The organism is Curtobacterium sp. MCBD17_019 (assembly GCF_003234555.1).
Lineage (GTDB): Bacteria > Actinomycetota > Actinomycetes > Actinomycetales > Microbacteriaceae > Curtobacterium.
This window is the reverse complement of record NZ_QKTT01000011.1, coordinates 100,341-124,950: the sequence shown is the minus strand read 5'-3', so window position 1 is coordinate 124,950 and position 24,610 is coordinate 100,341. Positions and strand designations below refer to the sequence as shown.

The window sequence follows — 24,610 nt, the reverse complement described above, 5'->3', positions numbered from 1 at the left end:
TATAAGAGACAGCGCCCCCACCCGTCCCCTCGACGCAGGCCGGGAGGCCTGATGCACGTCGTCATCGTCGGCTCCGGCATCGCGGGCCTCACCACCGCCGTCCGTGCCAGCGGACGACACGACGTCACCCTCGTGACGAAGGGCGCCCTCACCGACGCGGCGACCACGTACGCACAGGGCGGCATCGCGGTCGCGCTCGGCGCGGACGACTCGGTCGGCGCCCACGTCGCGGACACCGTCGCCGCCGGTGCGGGAGCCGGAGACCAGCACGCGATCGAGGTCCTCTGCGCCGACGGACCGGCTCGCGTCCGGGACCTCCTCGCGATCGGCATCGCGTTCGACCGGACCCGCGACCCGGCGAGCCAGGAGGTGCACGGCGACGACCTGACGCGCGGTGTCGAGGCCGCCCACGGCCGCCGTCGCATCCTGCACGCGGACGGCGACGCGACCGGCGCGGCGATCGAACGAGCGCTCGTCCGCGCGCTGCTCGACCGCCACGTCACGATCCTCGAGCGGACGTTCCTCGTCGACCTGGTCGTGCACGAGGGCGCCGTCCGCGGCGTGGACGTCCTCGACCTCCTCGGCGAACCGCTGCGCATCGCCGCCGACGCGGTCGTCCTCGCGACGGGTGGGGCCGGGCACCTCTACCGACACACCACGAACCCGCTCGTGGCGACGGGGGACGGCGTGGCGGCCGCGTGGCGTGCCGGTGCCGTCCTCGCGGACCTCGAGTTCGTGCAGTTCCACCCGACCCGCCTCGCGGTCCCCGGCGGCGGCCTGGTCTCCGAGGCAGTGCGCGGGGAGGGCGCGGTCCTCCGCGACCAGGCGGGGCGCCGCTTCATGACGAACGTGCACCCCGACGCGGAGCTCGCACCCCGCGACGTGGTCGCTCGCGGCATCGCGGCCGCGATGCGCGCGCAGGGCGGGGATCCCGTGATGCTCGACGCCACCGCGCTCGGTGCCACGCTCCCGATCCGGTTCCCGGGGCTGACCCGAGCCACGCGCGCGGCGGGGTTCGACTGGACGCGCGAACCCGTGCCCGTCGCGCCGGCGGCGCACTACGCGATGGGCGGGATCGCGACCGACGTCGAGGGCCGGGCGAGCCTCCCGGGCCTGTCCGCGGTCGGCGAGGCGGCCTGCACCGGCGTCCACGGCGCGAACCGCCTGGCGTCGAACTCCCTGCTCGAGGGGCTCGTCTTCGGCGTGCGCGCCGCCGACGCCCTCGACGTCCCGCGGCCGGCACGGCCGCGCCTGCGGGGTCCGCACGCACTCGCGGTCACGTCCGTGGCGGACCCGGACCGGGCCTCCCGGCCGGGAGGCCCGGCACCGGTCGACGAGGCCCGCGTGCGTCCGGCGCTCCAAGCCGTCATGGAGGACCGGGTCGGGTTGCTCCGCGACGCCGACGGACTGGCCGGCGCCGCGCGGGACCTCGCGGCGCTCGAGGTCGCGGCCCAGACGCCGAGCGTCGGCGCCCTCGAGGACCGCAACCTCCTGACCCTCGCCCGCCTCGTCACCCACGCGGCGGCGGCCCGCACCGAGTCCCGCGGCGCCCACGCTCGCACCGACCACCCCGGCACCGACCCCGCGCAGGCGCGGCCCCTCGCCTGGGTGTCGACGACGCAGGGGACCGTGTCCCGCACGGTCCCCACCACCGCACCACGACAGGGAGTTCCTGCATGACCGACATCACGACCGGTGCCACTGCCGCCGCGCCCACGACCCCCACCGCCGTCGGGGCGATCCCGCCGCATGCGCTGCGTCGCGTCATCGAGACCGCCCTCGAGGAGGACGCCCCCTGGGGCGACGTCACGAGCGAGGCGTTCGTGCCCGCCGACGCCACGGCCACCGCCACCCTGGCCCCGCGCGAGCCGGGCGTGCTCAGCGGCGGTGCCGTGTTCGCCGCCGTCATGGCCGCGGTCGACCCCGGCATCGTCGTCACACTCGAGCGTGCGGACGGCGCCACGTTCGCGGCCGGCGACACGCTCGCGATCGTCTCCGGTGCCGCGCGGTCGGTGCTCCGCGCGGAACGCGTCGCCCTCAACCTCGTGCAGCGGATGTCCGGCATCGCCACGGTCACCGCGCGCTACGTCGCGGCGGTGGCCGGCACCCGTGCTCGCATCGTCGACACCCGCAAGACGACGCCCGGCCTCCGCGCGCTGGAGCGACACGCGGTCCGCTGCGGGGGCGGACACAACCACCGCACGTCGCTGTCCGACGCGGTGCTCGCCAAGGACAACCACCTGGCGGTGCTCGCAGCCCGGGGCGTCCCGATCGAGGAGGCCATCCGCGCAGCGCGGGAGCGGCTCGGACACACCGTCCACCTCGAGGTCGAGGTCGACCGCATCGACCAGATCGAACCCGTGGTCGGCGCCGGCGTCGACACGATCATGCTCGACAACTTCACGCCGGACATGCTCCGTGCGGGCGTGGCGCTCGTCGGCGGTCGCGCCCTCGTCGAGGCGTCGGGTGGCGTGACGCTCGAGTCCGTCGCGGCCATCGCGGCGACCGGCGTGGACATCGTGTCCGTCGGAGCGCTCACGCACTCGGCCCGGGCACTCGACCTCGGGCTCGACGTCGTCGTCGAGCCCGACGTCGCCACGGCCCCGCGCGATCGGTAGGACGGCCGTGTACCTCGACCACGCCGCGACCGCGCCCGTCCGCCGCGAGGTCCTCGAGGCGATGTGGCCCTGGCTCACGGGCGACTTCGGCAACCCCTCGTCCGCCCACGAGGTCGGTGCCCGGGCCGCGCAGGGCCTCGCCGCGGCGCGGGCGGTGGTCGCCGGCGCGCTCGGCTGCCGACCGGCCGAGGTCGTGTTCACGAGCGGCGGTACCGAGTCCGACAACACCGCGGTCAAGGGCATCGCGCTCGCCGCGCCGCGCGGTCGCCGGGTGCTCACCCTCCCGACCGAGCACGACGCCGTCCTCGCGAGCTGCGACCACCTGGTACGGCACCACGGCTTCACCGTCGACCTCCTGCCGGTGGGGTCGGACGGGAGGCTCGACCCGGCCGACCTGGCCGCCGCGCTCACGCCGGACACCACGCTGGTCAGCGTCGCCCACGCGAACAACGAGATCGGCACGGTGCAGGACATCCCGGCGCTCGCCGCGGTCGCCCACGCCGTCGGCGTCCCCCTGCACAGCGATGCCGTGCAGTCCGCCCCGTGGCTGCCCGTCGGGCTCGACGTGCTCGGCGCGGACGCGGTCAGCGTGTCCGGACACAAGCTCGGCACCCCGAAGGGGATCGGCGCGCTCGCGGTGCGTCGGGGCGTCCCGATCGAGCCGCTCCTGCACGGCGGTGGGCAGGAACGTGGCGTCCGCTCGGGCACCGAGGACGTCGCCGGTGCCGTCGGTCTGGCCCGGGCGTTCGAACTCGCGCTCGAGCGACGTGCGCACGCTGCCGCGGTCGCCGAGTCGGCGCGGGACGTCCTCGTCGCGGGTGTCCTGGACCGCGTACCCGACGCGGTGCTGACCGGGTCGCGCGAGCAGCGCCTCCCGGGCCACGCGTCGTTCTGCCTGCCGGGCACGAACGGCGAGACGGTCCTGCTCGAGCTGGAGCAGCAGGGGATCCTGGCGTCGGCGGGCAGCGCGTGCGCGGCCGGCAGCACGGAGACGTCGCACGTGCTCGCGGCGCTCGGGCTGCCGGAGGAGGTCGCTCGCACCGCCGTGCGGTTCACGTTCGACGAGCACCTCGGGCCGGACGGCGCCGCCGCCGTGGTGGACGCCATCGCGGCAGCCGTCCACACGGTCCGCGCCCTCGCCGTCTGATCCGGAGGGGTGTACTAGACGGTCTACTCCATCTCGGGGGGCGTGTCCCCCCTTCCGCGGACAGCCCGGGGTCCGCACAATGGAGGACATGACGGACACGAGCGAGCAGCGACTGGCGAGTCCGGCGCTGCGCCCCGCGACCCGGACCTCCCGGTTCCACGCGGTGCAGCTCCTGCCGGCCCCCGCGACGATCCTCGCGCTCGGCTTCGGTGCGGCGCGCGGGCTGACACTCGTGCCGCTCGCGGTCGTCGCGGTCGCCGGGATCCTGGCGACGGTCGGCAGCGCCGTCCTCCCGATGTCCGCCGAACCGGCCCGCCACCCCCTCGGAGGCGATCGCCGCACTTCCTGACACCTCGGACCCGCGCCGGTGACCACCCCCTGATCGGTCATCGACGCGTTCCGCCGGACGCACCCTGAGCGCCCGGCGGGGAGCACGGCCCTCGTGGTCGCGCTCAGGCAGCCGGCTCCGCCACGGCGTCGTCGTACGAACCCCTGACCCTACGACGACACCCCCCTGAACCGTGGCGGGGCCGGCTCTGCCGTTCCCGGGCGTCGGACCGCGCGTACTCCGCCCGCGGAGCGGTGTCAGTCGAGGTCGGCCTCGGGCGTGTGCGCCGCCTCCGCGCGGACCGTCTCGCCCGGCCACGTGTACGGCAGGTCGTCCGGCACGTCCGGGAACCGCTCCCGGTAGAACTCCGGCGCCTTCTGCACGAGCTTCGAGCGGTGCGATCGGTGTACGGCCTCGTCCCCGAACCACGGCGGCATGGTCACGTCGCCGTGCTCGTACGCCTCGAGGTCCTCCTCGACCCGGCCGAGGTCGATCAACGTCTTGCCGAGGCACGTGTCGGCGTAGCCCCGTTCGAGCCAGACCGTGCACGTCGCGTCCTGGTAGGCCATGAGCGCTGGTCGGAAGCCCCGCCACATCGCGACCACCGGGTGGTGCTGCCAGCCGTACCCGGGCAACGTCAACGCCCGCATCACCTGCAGGGTCTCCACGCGCTGCTTCCCGAGGCGCTTGTCGTCGAGCGACTCCGCTGAGGCACGGAAGTCCGGATAGGGCAGGAAGGTCTGCATGCCGCGGTCGTGCCTCCCGGTCGTCGGTGCGGTCCGGGGCGCGCCGAACCGCGACCGACGCTACGCGCGAGCGGTCGGCGGGGACCGGGAGTGGGGCCGGACCGCCTGTCGCGATCGGGCTGGGGGCGGTCCGATCCGGCGCTGTGCCGGTCACCGTTCCTCGACACATGTCGTCACATCGCGGCTCGTCCATGGCCGGGCGTGTGAGCATCGGCGCATGACGAGCAGCAGCCCCCGGATCGTCGGTGTGAGCGGGAGTCCCTCGGACCCGTCCCGGACGTCGACGCTCGTGCGCGCGACCGTGGACCGGTTCGCCGCCGAGTTCGAGGACGCCCGCACCACGGTCGTCGAGATCGGACCCGTGCTCGCCGACCTCGGCGCCGCGCCCACCCGCGACAGCATGGCGGCGGCGACACGAGCTGCGTTGGAGGCGGTCGAGACCGCCGACGTCCTCGTCGTCGGGAGCCCGGCCTTCCGAGCGGCGTACTCGGGCGCGTTCAAACTGTTCTTCGACTGGGTCGGGCAGTACGAGCTCGTCGACACCCCGGTGCTGCTCACGGCCACCGGCGGCAGCGATCGGCACGCGCTGCTCGTGGAGCACCAGATGCGGCCGTTGTTCGGGTTCTTCCAGTCGACGACGCTGCCGATCGGGGTGTTCGGGAACGAGCGGGACTTCGTCAAGCACGAGGGGTCGTACGAGCTGAGCAGCGTCGAGCTCGAGTTGCGCATCGACCAGGCCGTGCAGCGGGCGCTCCCGATCGTCCGCAGCGGGCGCCTCGGTGCGCTCGCCGGAGCGGATGTGCGGCGGCCCGCCGAGTTCTGACGCGCCGCGTTCCGCTGGGCGGCGTTCTGCTGCCCAGCCTTCCGACGCGTCGCGTCGACCAGCCCGCCGGGCCCGCTGGCGGCGGCGCGGTCCCTGCCGGCCGCGGCCACCGGGCCCGGTGTGTCGGTGATTCAGGAACGGGAGGCGCGGTGCGGGCCTGGGCGGTGCCTCCCGGCGGCGGTTTCCTGCGTTGTCGACGTGGGCCGGTCCTGCGGCCGGTGCGTGTCGGTAGTTCAGGACGGGAGGTGCGGTGCGGGCCGGTGCGGTCCCTCCCGGCGGCGGTTTCCTGCGTTGTCGACGTGGGCCGTTCCTGCGGCTGGTGTCGGTGATTCAGGAACGGGAGGCGCGGTGCGGGCCGGGGCGGTCCCTCCCGGCGGCGGTTTCCTGCGTTGTCGACGTAGGCCGGTCCTGTGGCTGGTGCGGGCGGCAATTCAGGACGGGAGGTGCGGTGCGGGCGGGCGCCTTCCCTCCCGGCGGCGGTTTCCTGCGTTGTCGACGCGCCTGCGGGTGACCTCCCTCGAGGCATGGGGTGACGTCGGTGGTGGAACGGGGGTCCCGAAGCGCCGCCAGGACGGTCGGCGAGCCTATGGTCCGGTCGTCGGGTCGGTCGCGGCCCGCAGGAGGGACGCCATGGTGGGACAGGGCAGCACGGACGATGACGGCACCGGACGGGAGGCGGTGGTTCCGCCGTCCTCGTTACCGCGGCGGGCGGTGGTCGCGGCGGCTGCATGGAGCGTCCCTGCACTCGGCGTGGTGGTGGCGACCCCGGCGGCTGCCGCGAGTGCGGAAGCGACTGCGACCCTCGCCTTCACCGGCGCATCGGTGCGCCCCGCGGGCGGCGCGCTGTCCGACGCGACGTTGACGGTGCTCTCCGGGAGCGGAACCCCGTCGCCAGGGGAGACCGTCGTCTTCAGCGTGTCCGGACCGGCGTTCTTCGGCACGCCGGGGACCACCACGGCGACGGCGGTGACGGACGCGGCGGGACAGGCCACCGCGACCGGCCTCGTCGCATCGCTCGATCCCGGGGTCATCGTGCTCACCGCGTCGGTCGCGGGACTGCCGCCCGCGGTGGCGCAGGTGACGACCACGCCGGTCCTGGACCTCGCGGTGACCGACGTGGGGAACGCTGCCGGGAGCGGCTGGCAGCCGTTCGTCGAGCGGCCGCTCGAGTACCTGGACGAGCACCAGCAGTGGCTCTGGCAGAGCGGGAGGACGTACTCCGTGACGACGGCCTTCAGCAACACGGGACCAGACGCGCCCGCCGGCGCGGTCGTCCGGGTGGTCGTGCCGGACGTGCTGCCCGCCGGTGGCGCCTTGGTCTCCGCGGCTCGCATCGTCGCCTTCAGCGTGACGGCCACCGCGCTGGGGATGAGCGCCGCGACCGTCACCCCACGTCCCGTGGCCCCGGAGGAGGGATTCGCGGAGGACTTCGTCGTGGCCGTCCCGATCCCCGCCGGGGCCGCGTTCGGGTTCACCGTCGCCCTCGACGTCCGGCCGGTCGGTGTCGAGCGGTTCGCGTACAACAGCGTCGTGGTGTCGATCGCGACCGGCGTCTCCGACGACGCCGACCGCGACACGGCCGACGACACGATGACGAGCGCGTACTTCGCGATGGACCCGGCGACGTAGGCCTGCGGCCGACCGCGGGGAGGCGCGGTGCGGGCGTGCCCCGTGCCTCCTGGCTGCGGGTTCCTGCGGTGTCGACGCGAGTCGATCCTGCCGCCTGCTGGAGCGGACAACTCAGGACGGGAGGCGCGGTGCGGCCGCGCCCCGTGCCTCCTGGCTGCGGGTTCCTGCGGTGTCGACGCGAGTCGGTCCTGCCGCCTGCCGCCTGCCGCCTGCCGCGGCTCGGATGAGAACGCAGGACGGGAGGCGCGGTGCGGGCTCGCGCCGTCCCTCCCGGCGACGGTTTCCTGCGTTGTCGACCGGCAGCGCGCGCGGTCCCGACGTGATCAGCCGAGCAGCGTCGCCAGGTGGAGCACCGCCAGCCGGTAGCCGTCGGCCCCGGCGCCCTCGATGACGGCGGTGGCCGCGGTCGCGACGTGGTCGACGTGGCGGAACGGCTCGCGCTTGAAGACGTTCGACAGGTGGACCTCGACGACGGGCACCGTCAGGGCCTCGACCGCGTCGTGCAACGCGACCGACGTGTGGGCGTAGGCAGCGGGGTTGATGACGACGCCGGCGTGGTCGTCGAGCGCCTCGTGGAGCCACGTGACGAGCTCGCCCTCGTGGTTGCTCTGTCGGAAGGCGACCTCGAGTCCGAGCGGCTCCGCGGTCGTCCGCACCAGGTCCTCGAGCTCCTGCAGCGTGACCATGCCGTACTGCGCGGGATCACGGCGTCCCAGGATGTCGAGGTTCGGACCGTTGAGGACCAGGATGCGGGGCGCGGGCATCCTCCGAGGATAACGACCGAGCCCACCCTGTGCGCCTCACCGGATGTGAACGGTCACACGCCTCGAAACCGAGAGTCGGCGGAGAGGTTCCACCTGGTTCCCTGAGGTGTAACGTTCCGGGTCGGATCGGCTCCGAGCCGCTCCCGCCCCCACACGGAGGCGCGCCGACACGATCGAGTGCGTCTCCGGAGCCCGTCCCCGGGCCCCGCCCCGCAAGCACTTCGACGTGGAGTTGACATGGTTCTCGCTGCAGGACAGAACGGGATCCAACTCGATCTGAGTTGGGTCGACTACGTGATGATCATCGTGTACTTCGCGGTGGTCATCGGCATCGGTTTCACGGCCCGTCGCCGGGTCCGGACGAGCATGGACTTCTTCCTGTCGGGCCGGTCGATGCCCGCCTGGATCACCGGTCTGGCGTTCGTCTCCGCGAACCTCGGTGCCACCGAGATCCTCGGCATGGCCGCGAACGGCGCGCAGATCGGCATGGCGACCCTGCACTACTACCTCATCGGCGCGGTGCCGGCGATGGTGTTCCTCGGCCTCGTGATGATGCCCTTCTACTACGGCTCGAAGGTGCGATCGGTGCCGGAGTTCATGCTCCGCCGGTTCGGCAAGGCCCCGCACCTCGTCAACGCCCTGGCGTTCGCGGTGTCGAACGTCCTCATCGCGGGCATCAACCTCTACGCGATGGCGATCGTCATCGAGGCGATGCTCGGCTGGCCCGAGTGGCTCGCGATCATCGTCAGCGCGGGCTTCGTGCTCGTGTACATCACCCTCGGCGGGCTCTCGAGCGCGATCTACAACGAGGTCATGCAGTTCTTCGTGATCATCGCCGGGCTCATCCCGCTGACGATCGTGGGCCTGCACCGTGTCGGTGGCTGGTCCGGGCTCACCAAGGCGGTCGAGCACACCGACGGTGCGCGGCACCTGTCCACCTGGGCGGGCACGGCGATCGGGCACACGACGAACCCGATCGGGGCGAACTGGCTCGCCATCGTGCTCGGCCTCGGCTTCGTGCTGAGCTTCGGGTACTGGACCACGAACTTCACCGAGGTGCAGCGCGCGTTCTCGGCGAAGAATATGTCGGCCGCCCGTCGGACCCCGCTCATCGCGGCGTTCCCGAAGCTGTTCATCCCGTTCATCGTCGTCATCCCGGGTCTGATCGCCGCGGCGACGCTCGGGAACCAGCTCGCCGGTGCGCACCACTCCGGGCTGAGTTACAACGACGCGATCCCGAAGCTCATCCAGATGTACCTGCCGACGGGCGTGCTCGGCGTCGCGGTGACCGGGCTGCTCGCGAGCTTCATGGCCGGCATGGCGGCGAACGTGTCGAGCTTCAACACGGTATTCACCTACGACATCTGGCAGCGCTACATCAAGCCGAACATGCCGGACGTGCACTACCTCAAGACCGGGCGCTGGGTGACGATCGTCGGTGTGCTCATCGGCATCGCGACGGCGTTCCTGGCTGCGCAGGCGCAGAACATCATGACGTACATGCAGACGCTGTTCTCGTTCTTCAACGCGCCGCTGTTCGCCGTGTTCATCCTCGGCCTGCTGTGGAAGCGCATGACGACCTCGGCGGCGCTGTGGTCGTACATCGCGGGCATCATCGCGCCGACCGTCACGTGGATCGCCTACCTCGTCAACCCGAAGCTCTTCGCGACGGGCACCGCCGAGACCCTCTACGGCGCGATCATCTCGTTCGTCACGGTGCTCGTGTTCGGGTTCCTCATCAGCATGTTCACGAAGCCGCGGGACGAGCGTGAGCTCGGTGGGCTGGTGTACGGCATCGGCAAGATCGACCTGCACGGCGACTCGGTCGCGACGGACACCGCCTGGTACCGGTCGCCGGCACTGCTCGGGACGGCTGCGCTCGTCCTGTGCGTGCTCCTGTACCTGCCGTTCCTGTAGACCGTCCTGATTCGACAAGGAGATCACCATGAGTGAGACCAACAAGCCGGGCACCGCTCCCGGTGGCGAGGGCGCTCCGATGACGGACGCCGAGAAGCGCGAGTACGTCACGTCCACCCGTCGGTTCGACCTGCGCCGCATCCTCGGGGGCCTGTTCGTCCTGTACGGGATCATCGTCACGCTGACGGGCATCGCGCACCACGCGACCGACGGACAGAAGACCGGCGGCATCCAGATCAACCTGTGGACGGGCATCTCGATGCTCGTCCTCGGGCTGCTCTTCTTCCTGTGGGACCGGCTGGCGCCGGTGCCCGAGGAGGACATCGTCGGCAACCTCGAGCGCGAGGACGTCGAGAAGGCCGCGGGCGAGGGCCACGAGCTGGCCTGACGCGCGCACACGCCCGACGGGAGGGTCGTACCGGCACCGGTACGGCCCTCCCGTCCGTCGTGTCCCGGCCGGGAGGCGCGGCGCGGAACCGCCACGCGCCGCACCCGACCCGCTCCTCGCGTCCTCCGCTGCCCAGGGCCAGCCCCCGGCCGGCGCCGGGCACCTGTCGGTGGGGGCCGGGAGGATCGGCACATGACCGACCCGACGCCCGCCGACCCCGTGCCCGTGCCCGTGCCCGCCGATCCGACGCCCGCCGATCCGGTGCCTGCCGATCCGCCTGCTGATCCGGTGCCCGCCGATGCGCGGAGCGCCGTTCTCGACCTCGTCCGCGGCCAGGACGGCCTGGCACGCCCCCGATGGGCGGCGACCGATCCGCTGCTCCGCGAGTACTACGACACCGAGTGGGGGATGCCCGTCCGGGACGAGCGCGGCCTCTACGAACGGTTGAGCCTCGAGGCGTTCCAGTCCGGCCTCAGCTGGCGCACGGTCCTGGCGAAGCGACCGGCGTTCCGACGTGCATTCGCGGACTTCGACCCGGACGTGGTGGCGTCCTTCGGCGAGGCCGATGTCGCCCGCTGCATGGCCGACGTGGGCATCGTCCGGAACCGCGCGAAGGTGCTCGCGACGATCACGAACGCGAACGCGACGATCGCCCTCCGCGACGAGGGCGGTCTGGCCGAGTTCGTGTGGTCCTTCCGGCCCGAGACGACACCCGCGCCCCGGAGCGTCGCCGAGGTCCCGACCACGAGCCCGGAGTCGGTCGCGCTCGCGAAGGCCCTGCGGAAGCGGGGCTTCGCGTTCGTCGGTCCCACGACGATGTTCGCGCTCATGGAGGCCGTCGGGATCGTCGACACCCACCTCGTGGGCAGCCACCGTCGCGGCAGCTCCGGTGTCTGGCCGGCCTGACCGTTCAGCGCCCTCGTCTCGGACGTCCGCGTGTCGGGCGGGCGGTCCGACCGCGGCCGCCGGCCGTGCCGGGGCGGCCGTTGGACTCGTTGCCGGAGCCGCGCCGCGCCTCCCGGCCGTCGGCACCGGGGCGACCGCGGGCCTCCCGGCCGTCGCTGCTGACGCGACCGTGGGTCTGCCGGCCGTCCGTGCCGTCCGCGTCACGCACGTCCGCGGCGTCCCGCCCGCGGGAGCTGTTCGCGGTGCGCCCTCGGACGATGCCGATGAACTCGTCCGTCACCGGGGAGGCGTCCGCGTCGCGCCAGACGAGCGCGACGCGCGTCCCCTCGACGTCGACGAGCGGACGGGCGACGAGGTCGCGGCGGCTCGCCGCACGGAACAGGGACTGGGGCAGCACAGCGAGGCCGACGCCCGCGGCGACGAGATCGAGCGTGCCGTCGAGGTCGTCCGGAACCGGGCCGCCGCCGAGCAGGGTCATCCCGACGAGGTCGCGCTCGGTGACGCTGTCGACCTCGGCGAACTCGGAGTCCTTCGGAGCGGCGACGACCGGCGTCTCCGTCCACAGCGGGATCGCGCGCAGACCCTCGGTCACGGGGAGCCGGGCGAAGCACATGTCGGCGTCGCCGTCGAGCGCCCGGTCGACCTCGTCGGCGCCGACCGCGCGGAGCACGAGTTCGACGTCCGGCATCCGCTCCCGCCACACCCGTGCCCACCGTGCGGGGGAGACGCCCGGGACGAACGCGACGGTGAGGGTTCCGGGCATGCGTCGAGCATAGGACCGGGGCGGGTCCCGTACCCTGGTGGGCATGGCGCAGGAACAGACGATGAAGCCGGAGACGGCCGCGAAGAAGCTCGGCATCCTGGTGTCCGCGGCGCCCGAGTCGTTCCGCTCGGCGCCGGTGTCGCGCTCCACGTTCGAGGCGCTGCAGGCCGAGCCGCCGGAGTGGCTCGCGGAGCTCCGGCGCGAGGGTCCGCACCCCCGGCCGGTCGTCGCCGCGAAGCTCGGCGTGTCGGTCTCGGGACTCGCGCGCGCCGGTGTCGACGACGCGCTGACGACGGCCGAGATCAAGGCGCTCCTGCAGGAGATGCCCGAGTGGCTCGTCCGCGAGCGTGCGACGCAGGCCGCGGTGCGTGCCGAGAACACCCGCGTCAAGGAGCAGCGAGCCGCACGGGCCGCGACGCGCTGACCCCGCACCCCCGACTGCCGAGCCGCTGAGGCCTCCCGGTGCACGACCCGATCGCGACCGCCATGCTCGTGGTGCCGCAGTTCGCGTCGGTCTGCTGCGTCGTCGGCGACCGGTACCGGCCCCGGCCGGCGGTGGTCGTACCGGCTTTGGTGATGCTCGTGGCCATGCTGCTCCCGGCGTTCGGCGTGGGGACCGGCTGGTCCCTCGTGGCCGGGGCGGCGTTGTTGCTCGTGGCGCCCCTTCCGGTCATCGGGTCGCGCGCTCGGGCGGCCGGCGCACCAGGACGGGCCGAGGACGGCCGGGAGGCCCGGCGCGCGGACCCGATGGACGTGCACCGGGCGCTCTCCGCGGTCGTCATGGCGGGGATGCTGCTGCTCGGTGCGATGAGTGGCGCGATGGGCGGTGCGATGAGCGGTGCCGGATCGAGCGGCGCGAGCGGCGTCACGACGAGCGGGGCGGGGCACGGCTCGACCGCGTCGGCGGTGCTGGGTGCCGCGTCGGCCGATCCGATGGCGCACACGCTCGTCCTCACGGCGGTGCTCGGTGCGGGTGTCGTGGGGTACTGCGCGTTCAGCGGGTGGCTGCTGCGGTACGAGTGGGGCCGGGAGGACCGCCGTGCGGTGCGGAGCGGCGAGGTCTTCGCGATGACGGTCGCGGTCGTCGGCATGACGCTCATGATGTGACGGGTGGTGCCGGCTGCCCCGTCGTGCGACGATCAGGGACACCATCGCCGGATGATTCGACCAGGAGGCCCGCCCGTGCTCGATCGTTCGACTCCGGCCACCCGCGCCGACAGCTGGTCCGTCCGCCTCGACGAGGTCGACGAGCGCATCCTGTGGGTCCTGGCGTCCGACGCTCGGATCCCCAACAACCGGTTGGCGGCCGAGGTCGGCGTCGCTCCGTCCACCTGCCTGACCCGGGTCCGGGCCCTGGAGCAGGCGGGCATCGTCCGCGGGTACCGCGCCGACGTCGACATCGCACGCCTCGGGTTCGCGATCGAGGCGATGGTCTCCGTGCGGGTCCACGCCGCGGCACGCCGAGAACTCCGGGAGTTCGCCAAACGACTGCTCGCGATCCCGGTCGTGCTCGACGTGTCGTTCCTCGCCGGCGACAAGGACTTCCTCGTGCACATCGCGTGCACCTCGACCGAGCAGCTGCGGGACTTCGTGGCCGACGAGCTGAGCGGCGACCCGTCGGTCGCGACGACGCAGACGAACATCGTGTTCGAGCGGCTCGTCGCCGAGCGACCCCGGCAGGCGCGCTCGTTCGGGGAACTCCGGCGCTGGCAGGCGTAGCGACGCGTCAGCGCGTCAGCGTCATCGGGACGTGCGGGATGCCGTCCTCGATGAACTCGTCACCGGTCTGCACGAAGCCGAACCGGGCGTACCAGTCGCGCAGGTGGGACTGGGCGTCGATGGCGATGCTGCCGCTGCGGCACGAGTCGATCGCGGCGCGGATGAGCTCCGACGCGAGCCCCGTGCCCCGCGCCCCGCGGGCGGTGGCGACCCGGCCGATGCGCTCGGTGCCGTCCGGCTGGTGGAGCACCCGGAGCGTGGCGTCGACCGATCCGTTGCCGCTCCACCACTGCACGGTCCCGGGCTCGAGGTCGCGGCCGTCGATGTCCGGGTAGGCGCACTCCTGCTCGACGACGAACACGTCCTGCCGCAGCCGCAGGATCTCGTGGAGCGTGACGACGTCGAGGTTGCGGGTCGGGGCGCTGAAGATCGAGGCCACGGTGTCCTTCCTGCCGCCCGTCGTGGGGCGATGCGAACCGGCCGCTCCGGGTGGCGGCCGTCGTCCACTCTACGGGCGGGGCCGGTGCGGTAATGTTCCGTCCACGTACAGCGCTCCGGGGTCGGTGCAATTCCGAACCGGTGGTGACAGTCCACGAGCTGCGGGCGGACCGATGTCCGACCGTGGTCGACCCGGTGGAACTCCGGGACCGACGGTGAGAGTCCGGACGGGAGGAAGCGCTGGGCGGTCCACCGTCGTGGGCCGTCCGTGGCGTCCTCCCGTGGAACCCTCCGGAGTCCCGACAGACAGGACACCAGTGTTCACGGGCATCATCGAGGAACTCGGCCACGTCGACCGCGTGGAGGACCGCGGGGACTCCATCGCGCTCACCGTCACCGGGCCCGTCGCGGTCGAGGGCGTCCGGCACGGCGACTCGATCGCGGTGAGCGGCGTCTGCCTGACCGTCGTGGAACACGACGCGTCGTCGTTCACGGCGTTCGTCATGCGGCAGACGCTCGACATGAGCGTGCACGGCGGCCTGCGGGCCGGTGACCGCGTGAACCTGGAGCGGGCGGCGCGCGTCGGCGACCGACTCGGCGGTCACATCGTGCAGGGGCACGTCGACGGGACGGCCACCGTGCTCGCCACCGAGGACGGCGACGGCTGGCGACGGGTCCGCTTCGCCCTGACCCCGGGACTGGCGCCCCTCGTCGTCGACAAGGGGTCCGTCGCCCTCGACGGCGTCAGCCTGACCGTCAGCGCCGTTTCGGACGAGGCCGTCGCCCCGGACGCAGCGTGGTTCGAGGTCTCGCTCATCCCGGAGACCCTCGCCGCCACGACGCTCGGCGCCCTGCGCACCGGCGACCGTGCGAACGTCGAGACGGACGTGCTCGCCCGGCACGTCCGCCGCATGCTCCGCCTGGAGGCACGATGACCGCCACCGGCGCCGACGCACCGCCGGCGGGGCTCGCGTCGGTCGAGGAGGCCCTCCGGTCGCTCATCGCCGGCCGCCCGGTCATCGTGGCGGACGACGAGCAGCGTGAGAACGAGGGCGACGTCGTCCTCGCCGCGGAACTCGCGACTCCGGAGTGGATCGCGTGGACGGTGCGGCACTCGTCCGGGTTCATCTGCGCGCCAGTGAGCGCCGCGATCGCCGACGCCCTCGACCTGCCGCCGATGGTCGAGCGGAGCGAGGACGTCCGCGGCACCGCCTACACGGTGACGGTCGACGCCGCCGCGGGGATCACGACCGGCATCTCGGCGTCCGACCGTGCACGGACCCTCCGCGTGCTCGCCGATCCGCGATCGCAGCGCGGGGACCTCCACCGACCGGGTCACGTCGTCCCGCTCCGGGCACGTCCCGGCGGCGTCCGCGAGCGCCCGGGGCACACCGAGGCGGCGATCGACCTCGTGACGGCGGCCGGCCTCCGCGCTGCCGCAGCGATCTGCGAGATCGTCGGCGACGACGGCGCGATGATGCGCCTGCCGGCGCTGCTGGAACTCGGGGCGCGCGAAGGCGTCCCGGTCATCACGATCGCCGAGCTCAGCGCGTGGCTGACGGCGCGGGACGGGGCCGGACGGTCCTGGAGAGGACAGGACGGATGAGCGGAGCAGGAGCGGCCGAGCGTGACGAGGTCGACGGAACGGGTGTCCACGTGGCGATCGTCGCCGGGCGCTGGCACGAGACGATCGCCGGGGGGCTCCTCCAGGGCGCCCTGCGTGAGGCCGAGCGGCTCGGGGCGAGCACCGAGGTGATCCACGTCCCCGGCAGTTTCGAGCTGCCGGTCGTGGCGAAGGCCGCGCTCGTGGCCGGGGCGGACGCGGCGGTCGCCCTCGGCGTCGTGATCCGTGGCGGCACACCGCACTTCGAGTACGTGTCGGACGCCGCGACGAGCGGCCTGGTCCGGGTCGCGCTCGACACGGGCAAGCCCGTCGGCTTCGGGGTGCTCACCCTCGACGACGAGCAGCAGGGGCTGGACCGTGCCGGGCTGCCCGGCTCGAAGGAGGACAAGGGCGCCGAGGCGCTGCACGCGGCGGTCTCGACTGCCGTGGCGCTGCGCGGTCTCCACCGTCGCGCCTGACCGACCCGCGACCGGCCGCTGTCGCCGGGACGGCGAACGGCCCTGCACGCGCTCGACACTGTCGCCGGGACGGCGAACGGCCCCGCACGCGATCGACACTGCCGCCGGGACGGCGAACGGCCCCGCATCCGATGGGATGCGGGGCCGTTCCGTTCCGTCGAGGAACGCTAGCGCTTGGAGAAGGCGTGGATCGGCAGTCCGAACGACAGGCACATCAGGAGGATGCCGCCGAAGAAGATGAAGCCCTGCCCACTGGAGACCTGGAACGCGACACCGAACAGGTAGATCGCGACGACCAACAGTGCGATCGAGAACAGGGCGAGGAAGACGCGGCCCACGAGGTACCTCCGGTGACGAGCGGTTGAACGACGCCCAGTCTAGTCCCCGGTGACGGCCGCGGTCGTTCAGGCGTCGGGGCGGGTGGCGACGAGTCGGTCGACGACGCCGAGGATGTCCTCCATCACGACGCCCTCGGCACGGGAGCGCCCGCCCGCGACCGCGCCGAGCGCCGCGGCGTGGTACAGGCCGTCGCCCATGAGCTTGATCGCCTGGGCCGTGGGGACGTCGCCGAGGTGGTCGACGAGCGCCGCGAGCCAGGCACCTTCGACCTCGTCGAGGGTGCGACCGGCCTCCTCGTAGCCGGCCTGCTGCAGCCGTGACGCGGCGAGGAGTGCGAGGTCGAGCTCGCTGCCGACGAACTCGCAGTTGCGGACGAAGTACCGCGCCGGGCCGTCCGTCGCCGCCCGCATCCGCTCGACGTCGGCGACCCCGAGGTCCGAGAGCCGCTCGCACAGGCCCGCGACGAGCGCCGCCTTGGACCCGAAGTGGTAGAGCAATCCGCCCTTCGACACCCCAGCGCGGGCCGCGACGGCATCGAGCGTGGCGACGCGCTCGCCGTCGTCGCACACGATGCCGACGAAGCTGTCGAGGATGCGGTCCCGCGCGCTGGTCATCTCCTCAGTCTAGGGAGCGCGGTGCGCGAGCCGGCGTTTGCAGCATGTACCGTCCGGTCGGTACAGTAGATCGGTCAACCTCGCCGCGACGCGTGCCGTCGCCTGCGCAGCACCACCGCCGTCCCGGAAGCACCACCGATGTCCCTGCTCCTCGCCCCCGTCCGCCGTCCGTCCGCGTCGACACGCACCCGACGGTTCGCCGCCCTCGCGGTCCTCATGCTCCCCGTGCTCCTCATCGCGGTCGACAACACCGTGCTGAGCTTCGCGCTCCCGGCGATCTCCGCCGACCTCCACCCCGCCGCCACCACGCTGCTCTGGGTGGTCGACGCGTACCCCCTCGTCCTGGCTGGGCTCCTCGTCGTCATGGGCAGCCTCGGCGATCGGTGGGGGCGCCGCCGCCTGCTCTTCGTCGGCGCGACGGGTTTCGCCGCGTTCTCGGTCGCCGCCGCGTTCGCGACCGATGCCTGGATGCTCGTCGCCGCCCGGGTCGCGATGGGCGTCTTCGGCGCGATGCTCATGCCGTCGACGCTGTCGCTCATCCGCAACGTGTTCGAGGACCGTGCAGAGCGACGCCTCGCGCTGGCGGTGTGGTCCTGCACGTTCTCCGCAGGCGGCGCGCTCGGGCCCCTGGTCGGTGGCGTCCTCCTCGCGCACTTCGCCTGGGGGAGCGTGTTCCTCCTCGCCGTGCCGATCCTCGTCCTGCTGCTCCTCACCGCGCCGTTCCTCGTGCCCGAGTCCCGTGATCCCGCTCCGGGTCCCGTGGACTTCGTGAGCATGGCGTTGTCGCTCGCGGCGCTCGCCCCGACGGCGTGGGCGATCAAGTCGCTGGCCGATCCGGACACCCGGGGTGCCGCGCTCGCCGCACTCGCGGTCGGGGTCGTCTGCGGCGTCGCCTTCGTCCGGCGCCAGCTCACCGCGCGTGTGCCGATGCTGGACGTCCGGCTGTTCCGCAGCGTGCCGTTCACGGGCAGCATCGTCACGAACATGACGGCGATGTTCTCGCTCACGGGGTTCCTGTACTTCATCTCGCAGCACCTGCAGCTCGTCGCCGGGCTCGACCCGTTCACCGCCGGACTCGTCCTGCTGCCGGGCACGGTGTTGTCGGTCGTCGCCGGGCTCGTGGTCGTCCCGGTCGTCGCCCGGATCGCTCCGCGATGGGTGGTCGCGGTGTCGCTGCTGTCCTCGGCCGCCGCGTACGCCCTGGTCGCCGCGCTCGGACACGGTGCGGACATCCGGGCGCTCGCCTTGGCGTACGTGCTCCTCGGCGTCGGGATCGGCGCGTCCGAGACCGTGACGAACGACCTCATCGTGTCGACGGTGCCCGCCGCGAAGTCGGGTGCGGCGTCGGCGCTGTCGGAGACGGCTTACGAGATCGGCGCCGTGCTCGGCACGGCCGTGCTCGGGACCGTGCTCGCCGCCGCGTACCGCGCGCACGTCGTCGTGCCGGCGGGGCTGTCATCGACCGAGCACGTCGCCGCCGGCCAGACGCTCGGCGGGGCGGTCGCCGCCGCCCGGTCCCTCGGCGGCCACGCGGGCGCCGAACTGCTCGCATCGGCGCGCGCCGCGTTCGACTCGGGCGTCACGACGACCGCCGGCGTCGCCGCGGTGCTCATGGTCGCAGCTGCGGTCGGCGCCTGGTTCACGCTCCGGCGCGTCCGCTGACCCTCGCGCCCGCCGCGCCGGTCGCGCCCGCCGCGCCGGTCGCGCCCGCCGCGCAGGTCGGGCCCGCCGCGCAGGGGGACGCCTCGGCCGCCCGTGCCACGCCCGACCGCACGCGATTGCTGTGGATCTTGACCTCAACGGCGCTCGAAGTCCTACGTTGGGACGTGGCCCTGACGGGTCGCGCCCGAAGAGGAAGAGAACGAGCCCGACTGATGCCCCAGGTCGACACCCCCCAGTCCGTGCCCGGCACCCCCGGTGACCTGACCGACGCCTACAAGGCGGCGTTCCGCGGACACCCTGCGGGGGTCGCGGTCATCACGGCCGACACACCGGACGGTCCGACCGGGCTCACGGCGTCGTCGGTGGCGTCGGTGGCGGTCGACCCGCCCGTCCTCGTGTTCTCGCTGTCGACGAACTCCGGGTCGGCCGGTGCGGTGCTCGGTGCGCCGCTGTTCGTGGTGCACCTGATGCACGCGGGCGGCGTGGAGCTCGCCCGGCGCTTCGCCTCCACGGGGAGTCCGTCCGTCGACGAGCCGGGCATCTGGGAGCGCCTGCCCTCCGGCGACTGGTACCTGCCCGCGGCGGCATCGGTCCTGCGGTGCCGTCCGCTCTCGACGACGCCGATCGGCAGCTCGACGGTGGTCGTCGCCGAGGTGCTCGACATCGTGCTCGGCCTCGAGCAGGGTGAGCCGCTCGTCTACCACAACCGGGAGTTCCACTCCCTCACCGATCGTTCCCGGCTGGTCCATCCGGCCGCGGGGCCCGCACGTCCAACCCAACACGAAAGGACATCCGATGGCTGAGTACACCCTTCCGGAACTGCCGTACGACTACGCCGCGCTCGAGCCGCACATCAGCGGCAAGATCATGCAGCTCCACCACGACAAGCACCACGCGACCTACGTGGCGGGGGCGAACACCGCCCTGCAGCAGCTCGGTGAGGCCCGTGAGTCGGGCAACCTCGCGAACGTCAACAAGCTCGAGAAGGACCTCGCGTTCAACCTCGGTGGCCACGTGAACCACTCGATCTTCTGGACGAACCTCGGCCCGGACACGAAGGTGCCCGAGGGTGAGCTCGCCGCGGCGATCGACGAGTTCTTCGGCTCGTTCGACCAGTTCAAGGCCCAGTTCTCCGCGGTCGCCACGGGCATCCAGGGCTCGGGCTGGTCGGTGCTCGCCTGGGACATCGTGGGGCAGCAGCTCACGACGTTCCAGCTGTTCGACCAGCAGGGCAACATCCCGTTCGGGCTCGTCCCGATCTTCATGCTCGACATGTGGGAGCACGCGTTCTACCTCGACTACCTCAACGTCAAGGCGGACTACGTCAAGGCCGTGTGGAACATCGTCGACTGGGAGAACGTCGCCGCGCGCTTCGCCAACGCCAAGGCGCAGTCGTTCGTCACGCTCTGACCTGACCGTCGCGGTCCGGCACGACGCTGCGATCGCGATCAGGTTCGACACGGAGGCCGCCCCGTTCGGGGCGGCCTTCGTCGTGCTCGGCGTCCGGCCCCGTGGTGTCGATCGGCCCCACCGCCGCATCGGCACGTCCGGCGGCGAGGGCCAACGTGCGTGCGATCCGGTGCAGCGCCTGGTCCGCCGCCTGCTGGTCGCCGTCGAGCACACCGCCCCACTGCACGCCCCGCGCGTACAGGACGGCCTCGCGCCCCCGTCGCTCGGGATCAGTGACGTCGTGATGCCGGCACCACGCGACGACGGACGCGACCTGGCGGTCGTGCCGCGGGCGGTGCCGACATCCGCCGCGGAGCGGCTCGGTCGCGCCGAGCTCGAACGTCAACCGCGCGGCCAAGTACCGGTCGGGATCGCCGAGGTTGCCGAACTGCTCCCGGAACCAGCTGCGGAGGTCCGTCGGCGTCGCGGAGGAATCGAGCTCCACGTGGTCGCACGTCCGCTCGAGGTGCTCCACCACGGCGTCCACCAAAGCGTCCCGGGATCCGAAGTGGTACACGAGCGGGTACGCGCTGGTGCCGAGGGCCCGACCCACGCCGCGCAGCGTGACGGCCTCGATCGGTGTGGCCCGTAGATGCGCGGCGACGCGTTCGACGATCGCGGGCTTGATGCTGGGATCGGGTCTGCGTGGCACGGCGGTCCTGTCCTCCGGTGTCGTCGAGGTCGACTGGCATGTGGAATGCTACTGGAGGTGGTCGTGTGCCCGTGCACGTTCCACAGGCGTCCGCAGCCGGTCAGACCGGAGGTGCGTCCTCCACCCGGACCGTGAGCGTCTGCACGAGTCCGGCCGCGATCGGAGCGAGACGGATCTCGACCCGCAGCAGACCGGTGCTCCCCGGGTGCCACCACACCAGGTGCGTGGGTGACCGCGTCTCCTCGCGCACGGGGCGGGCCGCGAGGTCCGCGCCGGACGCGGACAGGGCCTCCCGGACGGCTGCACGGCGGCGTTCGTAGGGCACGTCCATCGCGACGTTCGGTGTGCACACCGCGTCGGCGAGGTCGTCGGGGAACCCGTCGGCCAGGAGGCGCGTCACGGCCGCCTGCGCGCGTCGCGTCACGTCGAGCACCGGGTCCGCAGGGGGTGCGGGTCGTGCGGACAGCAGGAGGTCGTGCGCCTCCGTCGCGGCCATCGGCACCCGAGCCCCGGTCGCGTTCTCGAACGCGACCACGCCGACGCCGTCGGCCGTGCTCCATCGCATGTGTGCGGAGAAGCCCGGGTAGCCGCCCGAGTGCGACACGATCGTCCCGACGACCGGGTCCTGTTCGACGAACAGCCCGAAGCCGTACCCGGCAGGGCGATCCCGCAGACCCGGGAGGCCCGTCCCGCCCGGGATCGTCCGTGACGCCTGCTGCATGGCACGACGGTCGGCTGCCGACAGTGGCGCCGACCCGGACCACGCCGCCGCCGCCCCGGTCGTCCCGACGCCGATGCCGTCGAACGCGGCGGCCAGGAACCGCGCCCACGCCGCGAGGTCCGTGACCGTCGAGAACAGACCGCCGATGCTCGAGAACGCACCCGGGCCGGTGAACGGCAGCCGTTCCCAGCCGTCCGGGCCCGAGCGGTACCCGGAGGCGAGCGCGGCCCCGTCGGGCGCGGTGAACGCCGTCCGGGTGAGCCCGAGCGGGTCGAGCAGCTCCTCGGTCGCGAAGCGCTGGTACGGCCGACCGCTCACCCGCGCCACGACACGGCCGAGCAGTGCGTAACCGAGGTTCGAGTAGGCGAAGCCCGTTCCCGGCACCCGGTCGAAGAGCAGGCCGCCGCGGAGCACGCCGTCGAACGCGTCGTCGGACAGGGACTCCTGCCGGTCGGCCCAGGGGTCGTCGGTCGGGAAGCCGGCGGACATCGTCAGCAGCATCCGCAGCGTCGGGACGGGGGCGTCCGGGCGGGGCAGTGCGACCGACGCGAATGCGGGCACGAACGCGGTCACCGGGTCGTCGAGGTCGAGCAGGCCCCGTTCGGTGAGGAGCAGCAGGGCCGCGGCGGTGACGCTCTTCGTGCACGAGGCGATCCGGTACGCCGTGTCCTGGTCGGGAGCTCGTCCGTCACCGCGGTCCCCGTGGCCGCCACTGGCGACGAGGCCCTGGCGGTCGAACACGCCCCACGCGCTACTCGGCGCGACACCGCGCTCCACACGCTGCCGGAACAGGTCGTCGATGCGGCTCAGGACGTCCGCGGGGAGTCGGTCCGCGGGTCGTGGAGCCCTGGCGGAGGCGGCGTTGTCGGGAGCGGCGTCCGACGAGGATGCGCTGGTCACACGGCCCGCATCTGCTGGTAGGCGTCGAGGGCTCGGGCGCGGCTCGACTTGAGGTCGACCATCGGTTCCGGCCGGACCTCGTCCGCCGGGATCCACTGCCGGATGTAGCTCCGGTGGGGATCGAACTTGTCCGCCTGGAGCTGCGGGTTGAAGACGCGGAAGAAGGGGGCGGCGTCGAACCCGGAACCGGCCACCCACTGCCAGTTGCCGGCGTTGTTCGCGGAGTCGGCGTCGACGAGGGTGTCCCAGAACCACTGCTCGCCGACGCGCCAGTCGACGAGCAGGTTCTTGACGAGGAAACTCCCGACGACCAGGCGGACGCGGTTGTGCATCGCGCCGGTGTGCCAGAGCTCCCGCATGCCGGCGTCCACGAGGTCGATGCCGGTGCGGCCGTACCGCCAGCGGTCGAGCTCGTCCGACGACGCGGAGCGCCACGGGAAGGCGTCGAACTCGGGGCGGACGTTCACGGTGGCCATGTCCGGCTCGTGGTACAGCTCGTGCCAGTTGAACTCGCGCCAGGCCAGCTGTCGGAGGAACGACGGCGCCTGGCGACGCTGCGCGGGCGTGAGCTCGCCGTGCAGACGGTGCCAGAGCTGGTACGGGCTGATCTCGCCCCAGCGGATGTGCGGGCTCAGTCCGCTCGCGGCGTCGGCCGACGGCTGGTCACGCTGGTCGTAGTCCTCGAGACCGTGCTCGAGGAAGTGCCGCAACCGGGCCGCGGCTCCGGCCTCGCCGGGGGTCCAGGTCGCGCGCAGGCCGCCGGCCCAGTCCGGTCGGGTCGGCAGCAGACCCCAGTCGTCGAGGGCGTCGCTCGCCACAGACGGCCCGGCCGGCACCGTCACGGGCCGCGGGAGCGGTTCGCGGGGTGTCGGCATCGCCTGCGCCGCCCGCCAGAACGGCGAGAACACCCGGTAGGGCTGGCCCTGGCCGGTGGCGAGCGTCCACGGCTCCCAGAGCAGCGCCGCCGCCGCGCTGTGCACGACGTGACCGCGGTCGATGAGCGACTGCTTGATCCCCGTGTCGATCGCGCGTTCCGCGGCGCCGTACCGACGGTTCCAGAGGACCGTGTCCGCCGCGGTGTCGCGCACGAGCTCGTCGATCACGGTGGCCGCGGCACCCCGGCGCAGGACGAGGCGGTTCCCGCGGGCCCGGAGGTCGGCGTCGAGCGCGGCGAGCGACCCGTGCAGCCACCAGCGCGCGGCGCCACCGAACGGACGGAGGCCTTCCGACTGGTCGTCGAGGACGTACGCCACGGTGACCGGGCCGCCGGCCGTGACGGCGGCGTGCAGGGCGGGGTTGTCGTGGAGGCGCAGGTCGTCCCGCAGCCAGACGAGCGCGCCGCTCACACGCTCGGCACGGTGTCGGAGGCCAGATCGGAGGCCGACGGGTCCGGGTTCGCGCGGAGCGCCGGGTGCGCCGTGGTGCCATCGGTGGCGGCAGCGGCGGCCGTGCGCAGCTTCGTGCACAGGTGTTCGAGCTCGCCCAGCTCGTCGTCGTCGAGTCCGGCGCCGACCTGCTCGGCGATGGTGGCGGCGTGTTGCTTCGCCACGGTGCGGTAGAGGTCGAAGCCGTGTGTCGTCAACGCGACGATCACACCGCGGGCGTCCGTCGGATCGGGGAGTTTCTCGACGACGCCGCGGGCCGCCAGTCGTTCGACGAGGCGGCTGATGCTCGGCTGGGTCAGCAGGAGCTGGCCGGTCAGGTCCCGCATCCGGAGGCGCCGTCCGGGCTGCTTGGACAGGTTGTAGCAGACGTCGTACTCGTTGAACGAGATGTCGGACGACGGGAACGCGGTGTTGAGGTTGCGCATCACGGTGACCTGCGCGCGGAACAGGGCCTCCCACGCGGCGACGGCCTTCGATGTGTCACTCACTGCGGCTCCTTCCGACCTCCGCCAACTGTATCGACGGGGTCGGACGCCCGACCGGCTCGGACACGACGAAGGGCGGCCACCAGAGGCGTGGTGGCCGCCCTCCTCCCTTGCACCCAAGAGTGTCCTGCAATC

General features: G+C 72.9%; 28 protein-coding genes and 1 riboswitch. Of the genes, 18 read left to right on the top strand and 10 right to left on the bottom strand.

What is annotated here, in order from left to right; all coding sequences use genetic code 11:
* Positions 1-51 precede the first annotated feature (51 nt).
* The 4 genes from nadB to DEI82_RS11625 all read left to right on the top strand — a co-directional run bounded on the left by nadB (position 52) and on the right by DEI82_RS11625 (position 4,114).
* Positions 52-1,680, top strand: coding sequence for an L-aspartate oxidase (gene nadB, locus DEI82_RS11640; protein ID WP_111036850.1), 1,629 nt, complete (start codon positions 52-54; stop codon positions 1,678-1,680).
* Positions 1,677-2,618: a carboxylating nicotinate-nucleotide diphosphorylase gene (gene nadC, locus DEI82_RS11635; RefSeq protein ID WP_111036848.1), complete on the top strand. Its 942-nt coding sequence runs from the start codon at positions 1,677-1,679 to the stop codon at positions 2,616-2,618. Before nadB ends, nadC begins: the two co-directional genes overlap by 4 nt.
* A 7-nt stretch (positions 2,619-2,625) precedes the next feature.
* Positions 2,626-3,765 carry a cysteine desulfurase family protein gene (locus tag DEI82_RS11630; protein ID WP_111036846.1) on the top strand — a complete coding sequence of 380 codons (1,140 nt, stop codon included), beginning with the start codon at positions 2,626-2,628 and terminating at the stop codon, positions 3,763-3,765.
* Between the two features lie 88 nt (positions 3,766-3,853).
* On the top strand, positions 3,854-4,114 hold the full coding sequence (locus tag DEI82_RS11625; protein WP_146242901.1) for a hypothetical protein: 261 nt from the start codon (positions 3,854-3,856) through the stop codon (positions 4,112-4,114).
* Positions 4,115-4,350: 236 nt separating this feature from the next.
* Here the strand turns inward: DEI82_RS11625 and DEI82_RS11620 are convergent, their stop codons facing one another.
* A complete protein-coding gene (locus DEI82_RS11620) occupies positions 4,351-4,839 on the bottom strand; it encodes an MSMEG_6728 family protein (protein WP_111013572.1) in 489 nt (162 codons plus the stop codon).
* 217 nt (positions 4,840-5,056) lie between these two features.
* Between DEI82_RS11620 and DEI82_RS11615 the strand changes: the two genes are divergently transcribed.
* Positions 5,057-5,662: an NAD(P)H-dependent oxidoreductase gene (locus DEI82_RS11615; protein ID WP_111036842.1), complete on the top strand. Its 606-nt coding sequence runs from the start codon at positions 5,057-5,059 to the stop codon at positions 5,660-5,662.
* Between the two features lie 630 nt (positions 5,663-6,292).
* Positions 6,293-7,291: a hypothetical protein gene (locus DEI82_RS11610; RefSeq protein WP_111036840.1), complete on the top strand. Its 999-nt coding sequence runs from the start codon at positions 6,293-6,295 to the stop codon at positions 7,289-7,291.
* Positions 7,292-7,614: 323 nt separating this feature from the next.
* On the opposite strand, the gene aroQ is transcribed toward DEI82_RS11610, so the two are convergent.
* The gene (gene aroQ, locus DEI82_RS11605) at positions 7,615-8,055 is read right to left on the bottom strand and encodes a type II 3-dehydroquinate dehydratase (protein ID WP_111036838.1); all 441 of its coding nucleotides are present in this window, start codon (positions 8,053-8,055) and stop codon (positions 7,615-7,617) included.
* Positions 8,056-8,292: 237 nt separating this feature from the next.
* On the opposite strand from aroQ, the gene DEI82_RS11600 reads away from it, so the two are divergent.
* The 3 genes from DEI82_RS11600 to DEI82_RS11590 all read left to right on the top strand — a co-directional run bounded on the left by DEI82_RS11600 (position 8,293) and on the right by DEI82_RS11590 (position 11,266).
* Positions 8,293-9,972: a sodium:solute symporter family protein gene (locus tag DEI82_RS11600; RefSeq protein WP_111027053.1), complete on the top strand. Its 1,680-nt coding sequence runs from the start codon at positions 8,293-8,295 to the stop codon at positions 9,970-9,972.
* A 28-nt stretch (positions 9,973-10,000) separates the two neighbouring features.
* Complete coding sequence (locus tag DEI82_RS11595; protein WP_220035630.1) at positions 10,001-10,360, top strand: hypothetical protein; 360 nt, start codon at positions 10,001-10,003, stop codon at positions 10,358-10,360.
* A gap of 192 nt (positions 10,361-10,552) precedes the next feature.
* Positions 10,553-11,266 (top strand): DNA-3-methyladenine glycosylase I, encoded by a 714-nt coding sequence (locus tag DEI82_RS11590; protein ID WP_111036836.1) that lies wholly within the window; start codon positions 10,553-10,555, stop codon positions 11,264-11,266.
* Positions 11,267-11,270: 4 nt separating this feature from the next.
* Here DEI82_RS11590 and DEI82_RS11585 read toward each other — a convergent pair whose 3' ends face one another.
* Positions 11,271-12,029 carry a LysR family transcriptional regulator substrate-binding protein gene (locus DEI82_RS11585; RefSeq protein WP_181435193.1) on the bottom strand — a complete coding sequence of 253 codons (759 nt, stop codon included), beginning with the start codon at positions 12,027-12,029 and terminating at the stop codon, positions 11,271-11,273.
* Positions 12,030-12,072: 43 nt separating this feature from the next.
* Between DEI82_RS11585 and DEI82_RS11580 the strand changes: the two genes are divergently transcribed.
* From DEI82_RS11580 to DEI82_RS11570, 3 genes are all read left to right on the top strand, one after another.
* On the top strand, positions 12,073-12,453 hold the full coding sequence (locus DEI82_RS11580; protein WP_111009393.1) for a DUF5997 family protein: 381 nt from the start codon (positions 12,073-12,075) through the stop codon (positions 12,451-12,453).
* Between the two features lie 38 nt (positions 12,454-12,491).
* Entirely contained in the window at positions 12,492-13,136 is a 645-nt protein-coding gene (locus tag DEI82_RS11575) for a hypothetical protein (RefSeq protein ID WP_111009394.1), read from the top strand.
* 75 nt (positions 13,137-13,211) lie between these two features.
* Positions 13,212-13,748, top strand: coding sequence for an Lrp/AsnC family transcriptional regulator (locus DEI82_RS11570; RefSeq protein WP_111036834.1), 537 nt, complete (start codon positions 13,212-13,214; stop codon positions 13,746-13,748).
* Between the two features lie 7 nt (positions 13,749-13,755).
* Here DEI82_RS11570 and DEI82_RS11565 read toward each other — a convergent pair whose 3' ends face one another.
* Positions 13,756-14,187 (bottom strand): GNAT family N-acetyltransferase, encoded by a 432-nt coding sequence (locus DEI82_RS11565; protein WP_111009396.1) that lies wholly within the window; start codon positions 14,185-14,187, stop codon positions 13,756-13,758.
* Between the two features lie 106 nt (positions 14,188-14,293).
* Positions 14,294-14,431, top strand: a riboswitch (FMN riboswitch).
* 72 nt (positions 14,432-14,503) lie between these two features.
* Between DEI82_RS11565 and DEI82_RS11560 the strand changes: the two genes are divergently transcribed.
* Genes DEI82_RS11560 through ribH form a run of 3 tightly spaced genes read left to right on the top strand, consistent with a single transcriptional unit; the run spans position 14,504 to position 16,268 of the window.
* Complete coding sequence (locus DEI82_RS11560) at positions 14,504-15,121, top strand: riboflavin synthase (protein WP_111036833.1); 618 nt, start codon at positions 14,504-14,506, stop codon at positions 15,119-15,121.
* Positions 15,118-15,792: a 3,4-dihydroxy-2-butanone-4-phosphate synthase gene (gene ribB, locus DEI82_RS11555; protein WP_111036832.1), complete on the top strand. Its 675-nt coding sequence runs from the start codon at positions 15,118-15,120 to the stop codon at positions 15,790-15,792. The genes DEI82_RS11560 and ribB overlap by 4 nt, the downstream gene beginning before the upstream one ends.
* On the top strand, positions 15,789-16,268 hold the full coding sequence (ribH, locus tag DEI82_RS11550) for a 6,7-dimethyl-8-ribityllumazine synthase (protein WP_111009399.1): 480 nt from the start codon (positions 15,789-15,791) through the stop codon (positions 16,266-16,268). Before ribB ends, ribH begins: the two co-directional genes overlap by 4 nt.
* 167 nt (positions 16,269-16,435) lie before the next feature.
* Here the strand turns inward: ribH and DEI82_RS16250 are convergent, their stop codons facing one another.
* Positions 16,436-16,606 (bottom strand): hypothetical protein, encoded by a 171-nt coding sequence (locus DEI82_RS16250; RefSeq protein WP_181434856.1) that lies wholly within the window; start codon positions 16,604-16,606, stop codon positions 16,436-16,438.
* Positions 16,607-16,672: 66 nt separating this feature from the next.
* Positions 16,673-17,221, bottom strand: coding sequence for a TetR/AcrR family transcriptional regulator (locus DEI82_RS16620; protein ID WP_111013563.1), 549 nt, complete (start codon positions 17,219-17,221; stop codon positions 16,673-16,675).
* Between the two features lie 138 nt (positions 17,222-17,359).
* Between DEI82_RS16620 and DEI82_RS11540 the strand changes: the two genes are divergently transcribed.
* The 3 genes from DEI82_RS11540 to DEI82_RS11525 all read left to right on the top strand — a co-directional run bounded on the left by DEI82_RS11540 (position 17,360) and on the right by DEI82_RS11525 (position 20,293).
* Positions 17,360-18,883: an MFS transporter gene (locus tag DEI82_RS11540; protein WP_111036831.1), complete on the top strand. Its 1,524-nt coding sequence runs from the start codon at positions 17,360-17,362 to the stop codon at positions 18,881-18,883.
* A 212-nt stretch (positions 18,884-19,095) separates the two neighbouring features.
* Positions 19,096-19,686, top strand: a complete 591-nt coding sequence (locus DEI82_RS11530) for a flavin reductase family protein (protein WP_111013561.1) — start codon at positions 19,096-19,098, stop codon at positions 19,684-19,686.
* Positions 19,679-20,293 carry a superoxide dismutase gene (locus tag DEI82_RS11525; RefSeq protein WP_111009403.1) on the top strand — a complete coding sequence of 205 codons (615 nt, stop codon included), beginning with the start codon at positions 19,679-19,681 and terminating at the stop codon, positions 20,291-20,293. The genes DEI82_RS11530 and DEI82_RS11525 overlap by 8 nt, the downstream gene beginning before the upstream one ends.
* Here DEI82_RS11525 and DEI82_RS11520 read toward each other — a convergent pair.
* The 4 genes from DEI82_RS11520 to DEI82_RS11505 form a co-directional block, all read right to left on the bottom strand.
* Positions 20,283-20,984 (bottom strand): TetR/AcrR family transcriptional regulator, encoded by a 702-nt coding sequence (locus DEI82_RS11520; protein ID WP_111036830.1) that lies wholly within the window; start codon positions 20,982-20,984, stop codon positions 20,283-20,285. The genes DEI82_RS11525 and DEI82_RS11520 overlap by 11 nt on opposite strands.
* A gap of 100 nt (positions 20,985-21,084) precedes the next feature.
* On the bottom strand, positions 21,085-22,605 hold the full coding sequence (locus DEI82_RS11515; RefSeq protein ID WP_181435192.1) for a serine hydrolase: 1,521 nt from the start codon (positions 22,603-22,605) through the stop codon (positions 21,085-21,087).
* Positions 22,602-23,951, bottom strand: coding sequence for a deoxyribodipyrimidine photo-lyase (locus tag DEI82_RS11510; protein ID WP_111036828.1), 1,350 nt, complete (start codon positions 23,949-23,951; stop codon positions 22,602-22,604). Before DEI82_RS11510 ends, DEI82_RS11515 begins: the two co-directional genes overlap by 4 nt.
* Positions 23,948-24,478, bottom strand: coding sequence for a MarR family winged helix-turn-helix transcriptional regulator (locus tag DEI82_RS11505; RefSeq protein WP_309146556.1), 531 nt, complete (start codon positions 24,476-24,478; stop codon positions 23,948-23,950). Before DEI82_RS11505 ends, DEI82_RS11510 begins: the two co-directional genes overlap by 4 nt.
* Positions 24,479-24,610 lie beyond the last annotated feature (132 nt).

What these genes read in the sequence shown, in the direction of transcription:
- ribB (WP_111036832.1), top strand. Translation starts at nt 15,118, where the DNA reads ATGACCGCCACCGGCGCCGACGCACCGCCGGCGGGGCTCGCGTCGGTC.
- nadB (WP_111036850.1), top strand. Translation starts at nt 52, where the DNA reads ATGCACGTCGTCATCGTCGGCTCCGGCATCGCGGGCCTCACCACCGCC.
- ribH (WP_111009399.1), top strand. Translation starts at nt 15,789, where the DNA reads ATGAGCGGAGCAGGAGCGGCCGAGCGTGACGAGGTCGACGGAACGGGT.
- DEI82_RS11615 (WP_111036842.1), top strand. Translation starts at nt 5,057, where the DNA reads ATGACGAGCAGCAGCCCCCGGATCGTCGGTGTGAGCGGGAGTCCCTCG.
- DEI82_RS11600 (WP_111027053.1), top strand. Translation starts at nt 8,293, where the DNA reads ATGGTTCTCGCTGCAGGACAGAACGGGATCCAACTCGATCTGAGTTGG.
- DEI82_RS16620 (WP_111013563.1), bottom strand. Translation starts at nt 17,221, where the DNA reads ATGACCAGCGCGCGGGACCGCATCCTCGACAGCTTCGTCGGCATCGTG.
- DEI82_RS11585 (WP_181435193.1), bottom strand. Translation starts at nt 12,029, where the DNA reads ATGCCCGGAACCCTCACCGTCGCGTTCGTCCCGGGCGTCTCCCCCGCA.
- aroQ (WP_111036838.1), bottom strand. Translation starts at nt 8,055, where the DNA reads ATGCCCGCGCCCCGCATCCTGGTCCTCAACGGTCCGAACCTCGACATC.
- DEI82_RS11620 (WP_111013572.1), bottom strand. Translation starts at nt 4,839, where the DNA reads ATGCAGACCTTCCTGCCCTATCCGGACTTCCGTGCCTCAGCGGAGTCG.
- DEI82_RS11525 (WP_111009403.1), top strand. Translation starts at nt 19,679, where the DNA reads ATGGCTGAGTACACCCTTCCGGAACTGCCGTACGACTACGCCGCGCTC.
- DEI82_RS11530 (WP_111013561.1), top strand. Translation starts at nt 19,096, where the DNA reads ATGCCCCAGGTCGACACCCCCCAGTCCGTGCCCGGCACCCCCGGTGAC.
- DEI82_RS11540 (WP_111036831.1), top strand. Translation starts at nt 17,360, where the DNA reads ATGTCCCTGCTCCTCGCCCCCGTCCGCCGTCCGTCCGCGTCGACACGC.
- DEI82_RS11610 (WP_111036840.1), top strand. Translation starts at nt 6,293, where the DNA reads ATGGTGGGACAGGGCAGCACGGACGATGACGGCACCGGACGGGAGGCG.
- DEI82_RS11625 (WP_146242901.1), top strand. Translation starts at nt 3,854, where the DNA reads ATGACGGACACGAGCGAGCAGCGACTGGCGAGTCCGGCGCTGCGCCCC.
- DEI82_RS11590 (WP_111036836.1), top strand. Translation starts at nt 10,553, where the DNA reads ATGACCGACCCGACGCCCGCCGACCCCGTGCCCGTGCCCGTGCCCGCC.
- DEI82_RS11595 (WP_220035630.1), top strand. Translation starts at nt 10,001, where the DNA reads ATGAGTGAGACCAACAAGCCGGGCACCGCTCCCGGTGGCGAGGGCGCT.
- nadC (WP_111036848.1), top strand. Translation starts at nt 1,677, where the DNA reads ATGACCGACATCACGACCGGTGCCACTGCCGCCGCGCCCACGACCCCC.
- DEI82_RS11580 (WP_111009393.1), top strand. Translation starts at nt 12,073, where the DNA reads ATGGCGCAGGAACAGACGATGAAGCCGGAGACGGCCGCGAAGAAGCTC.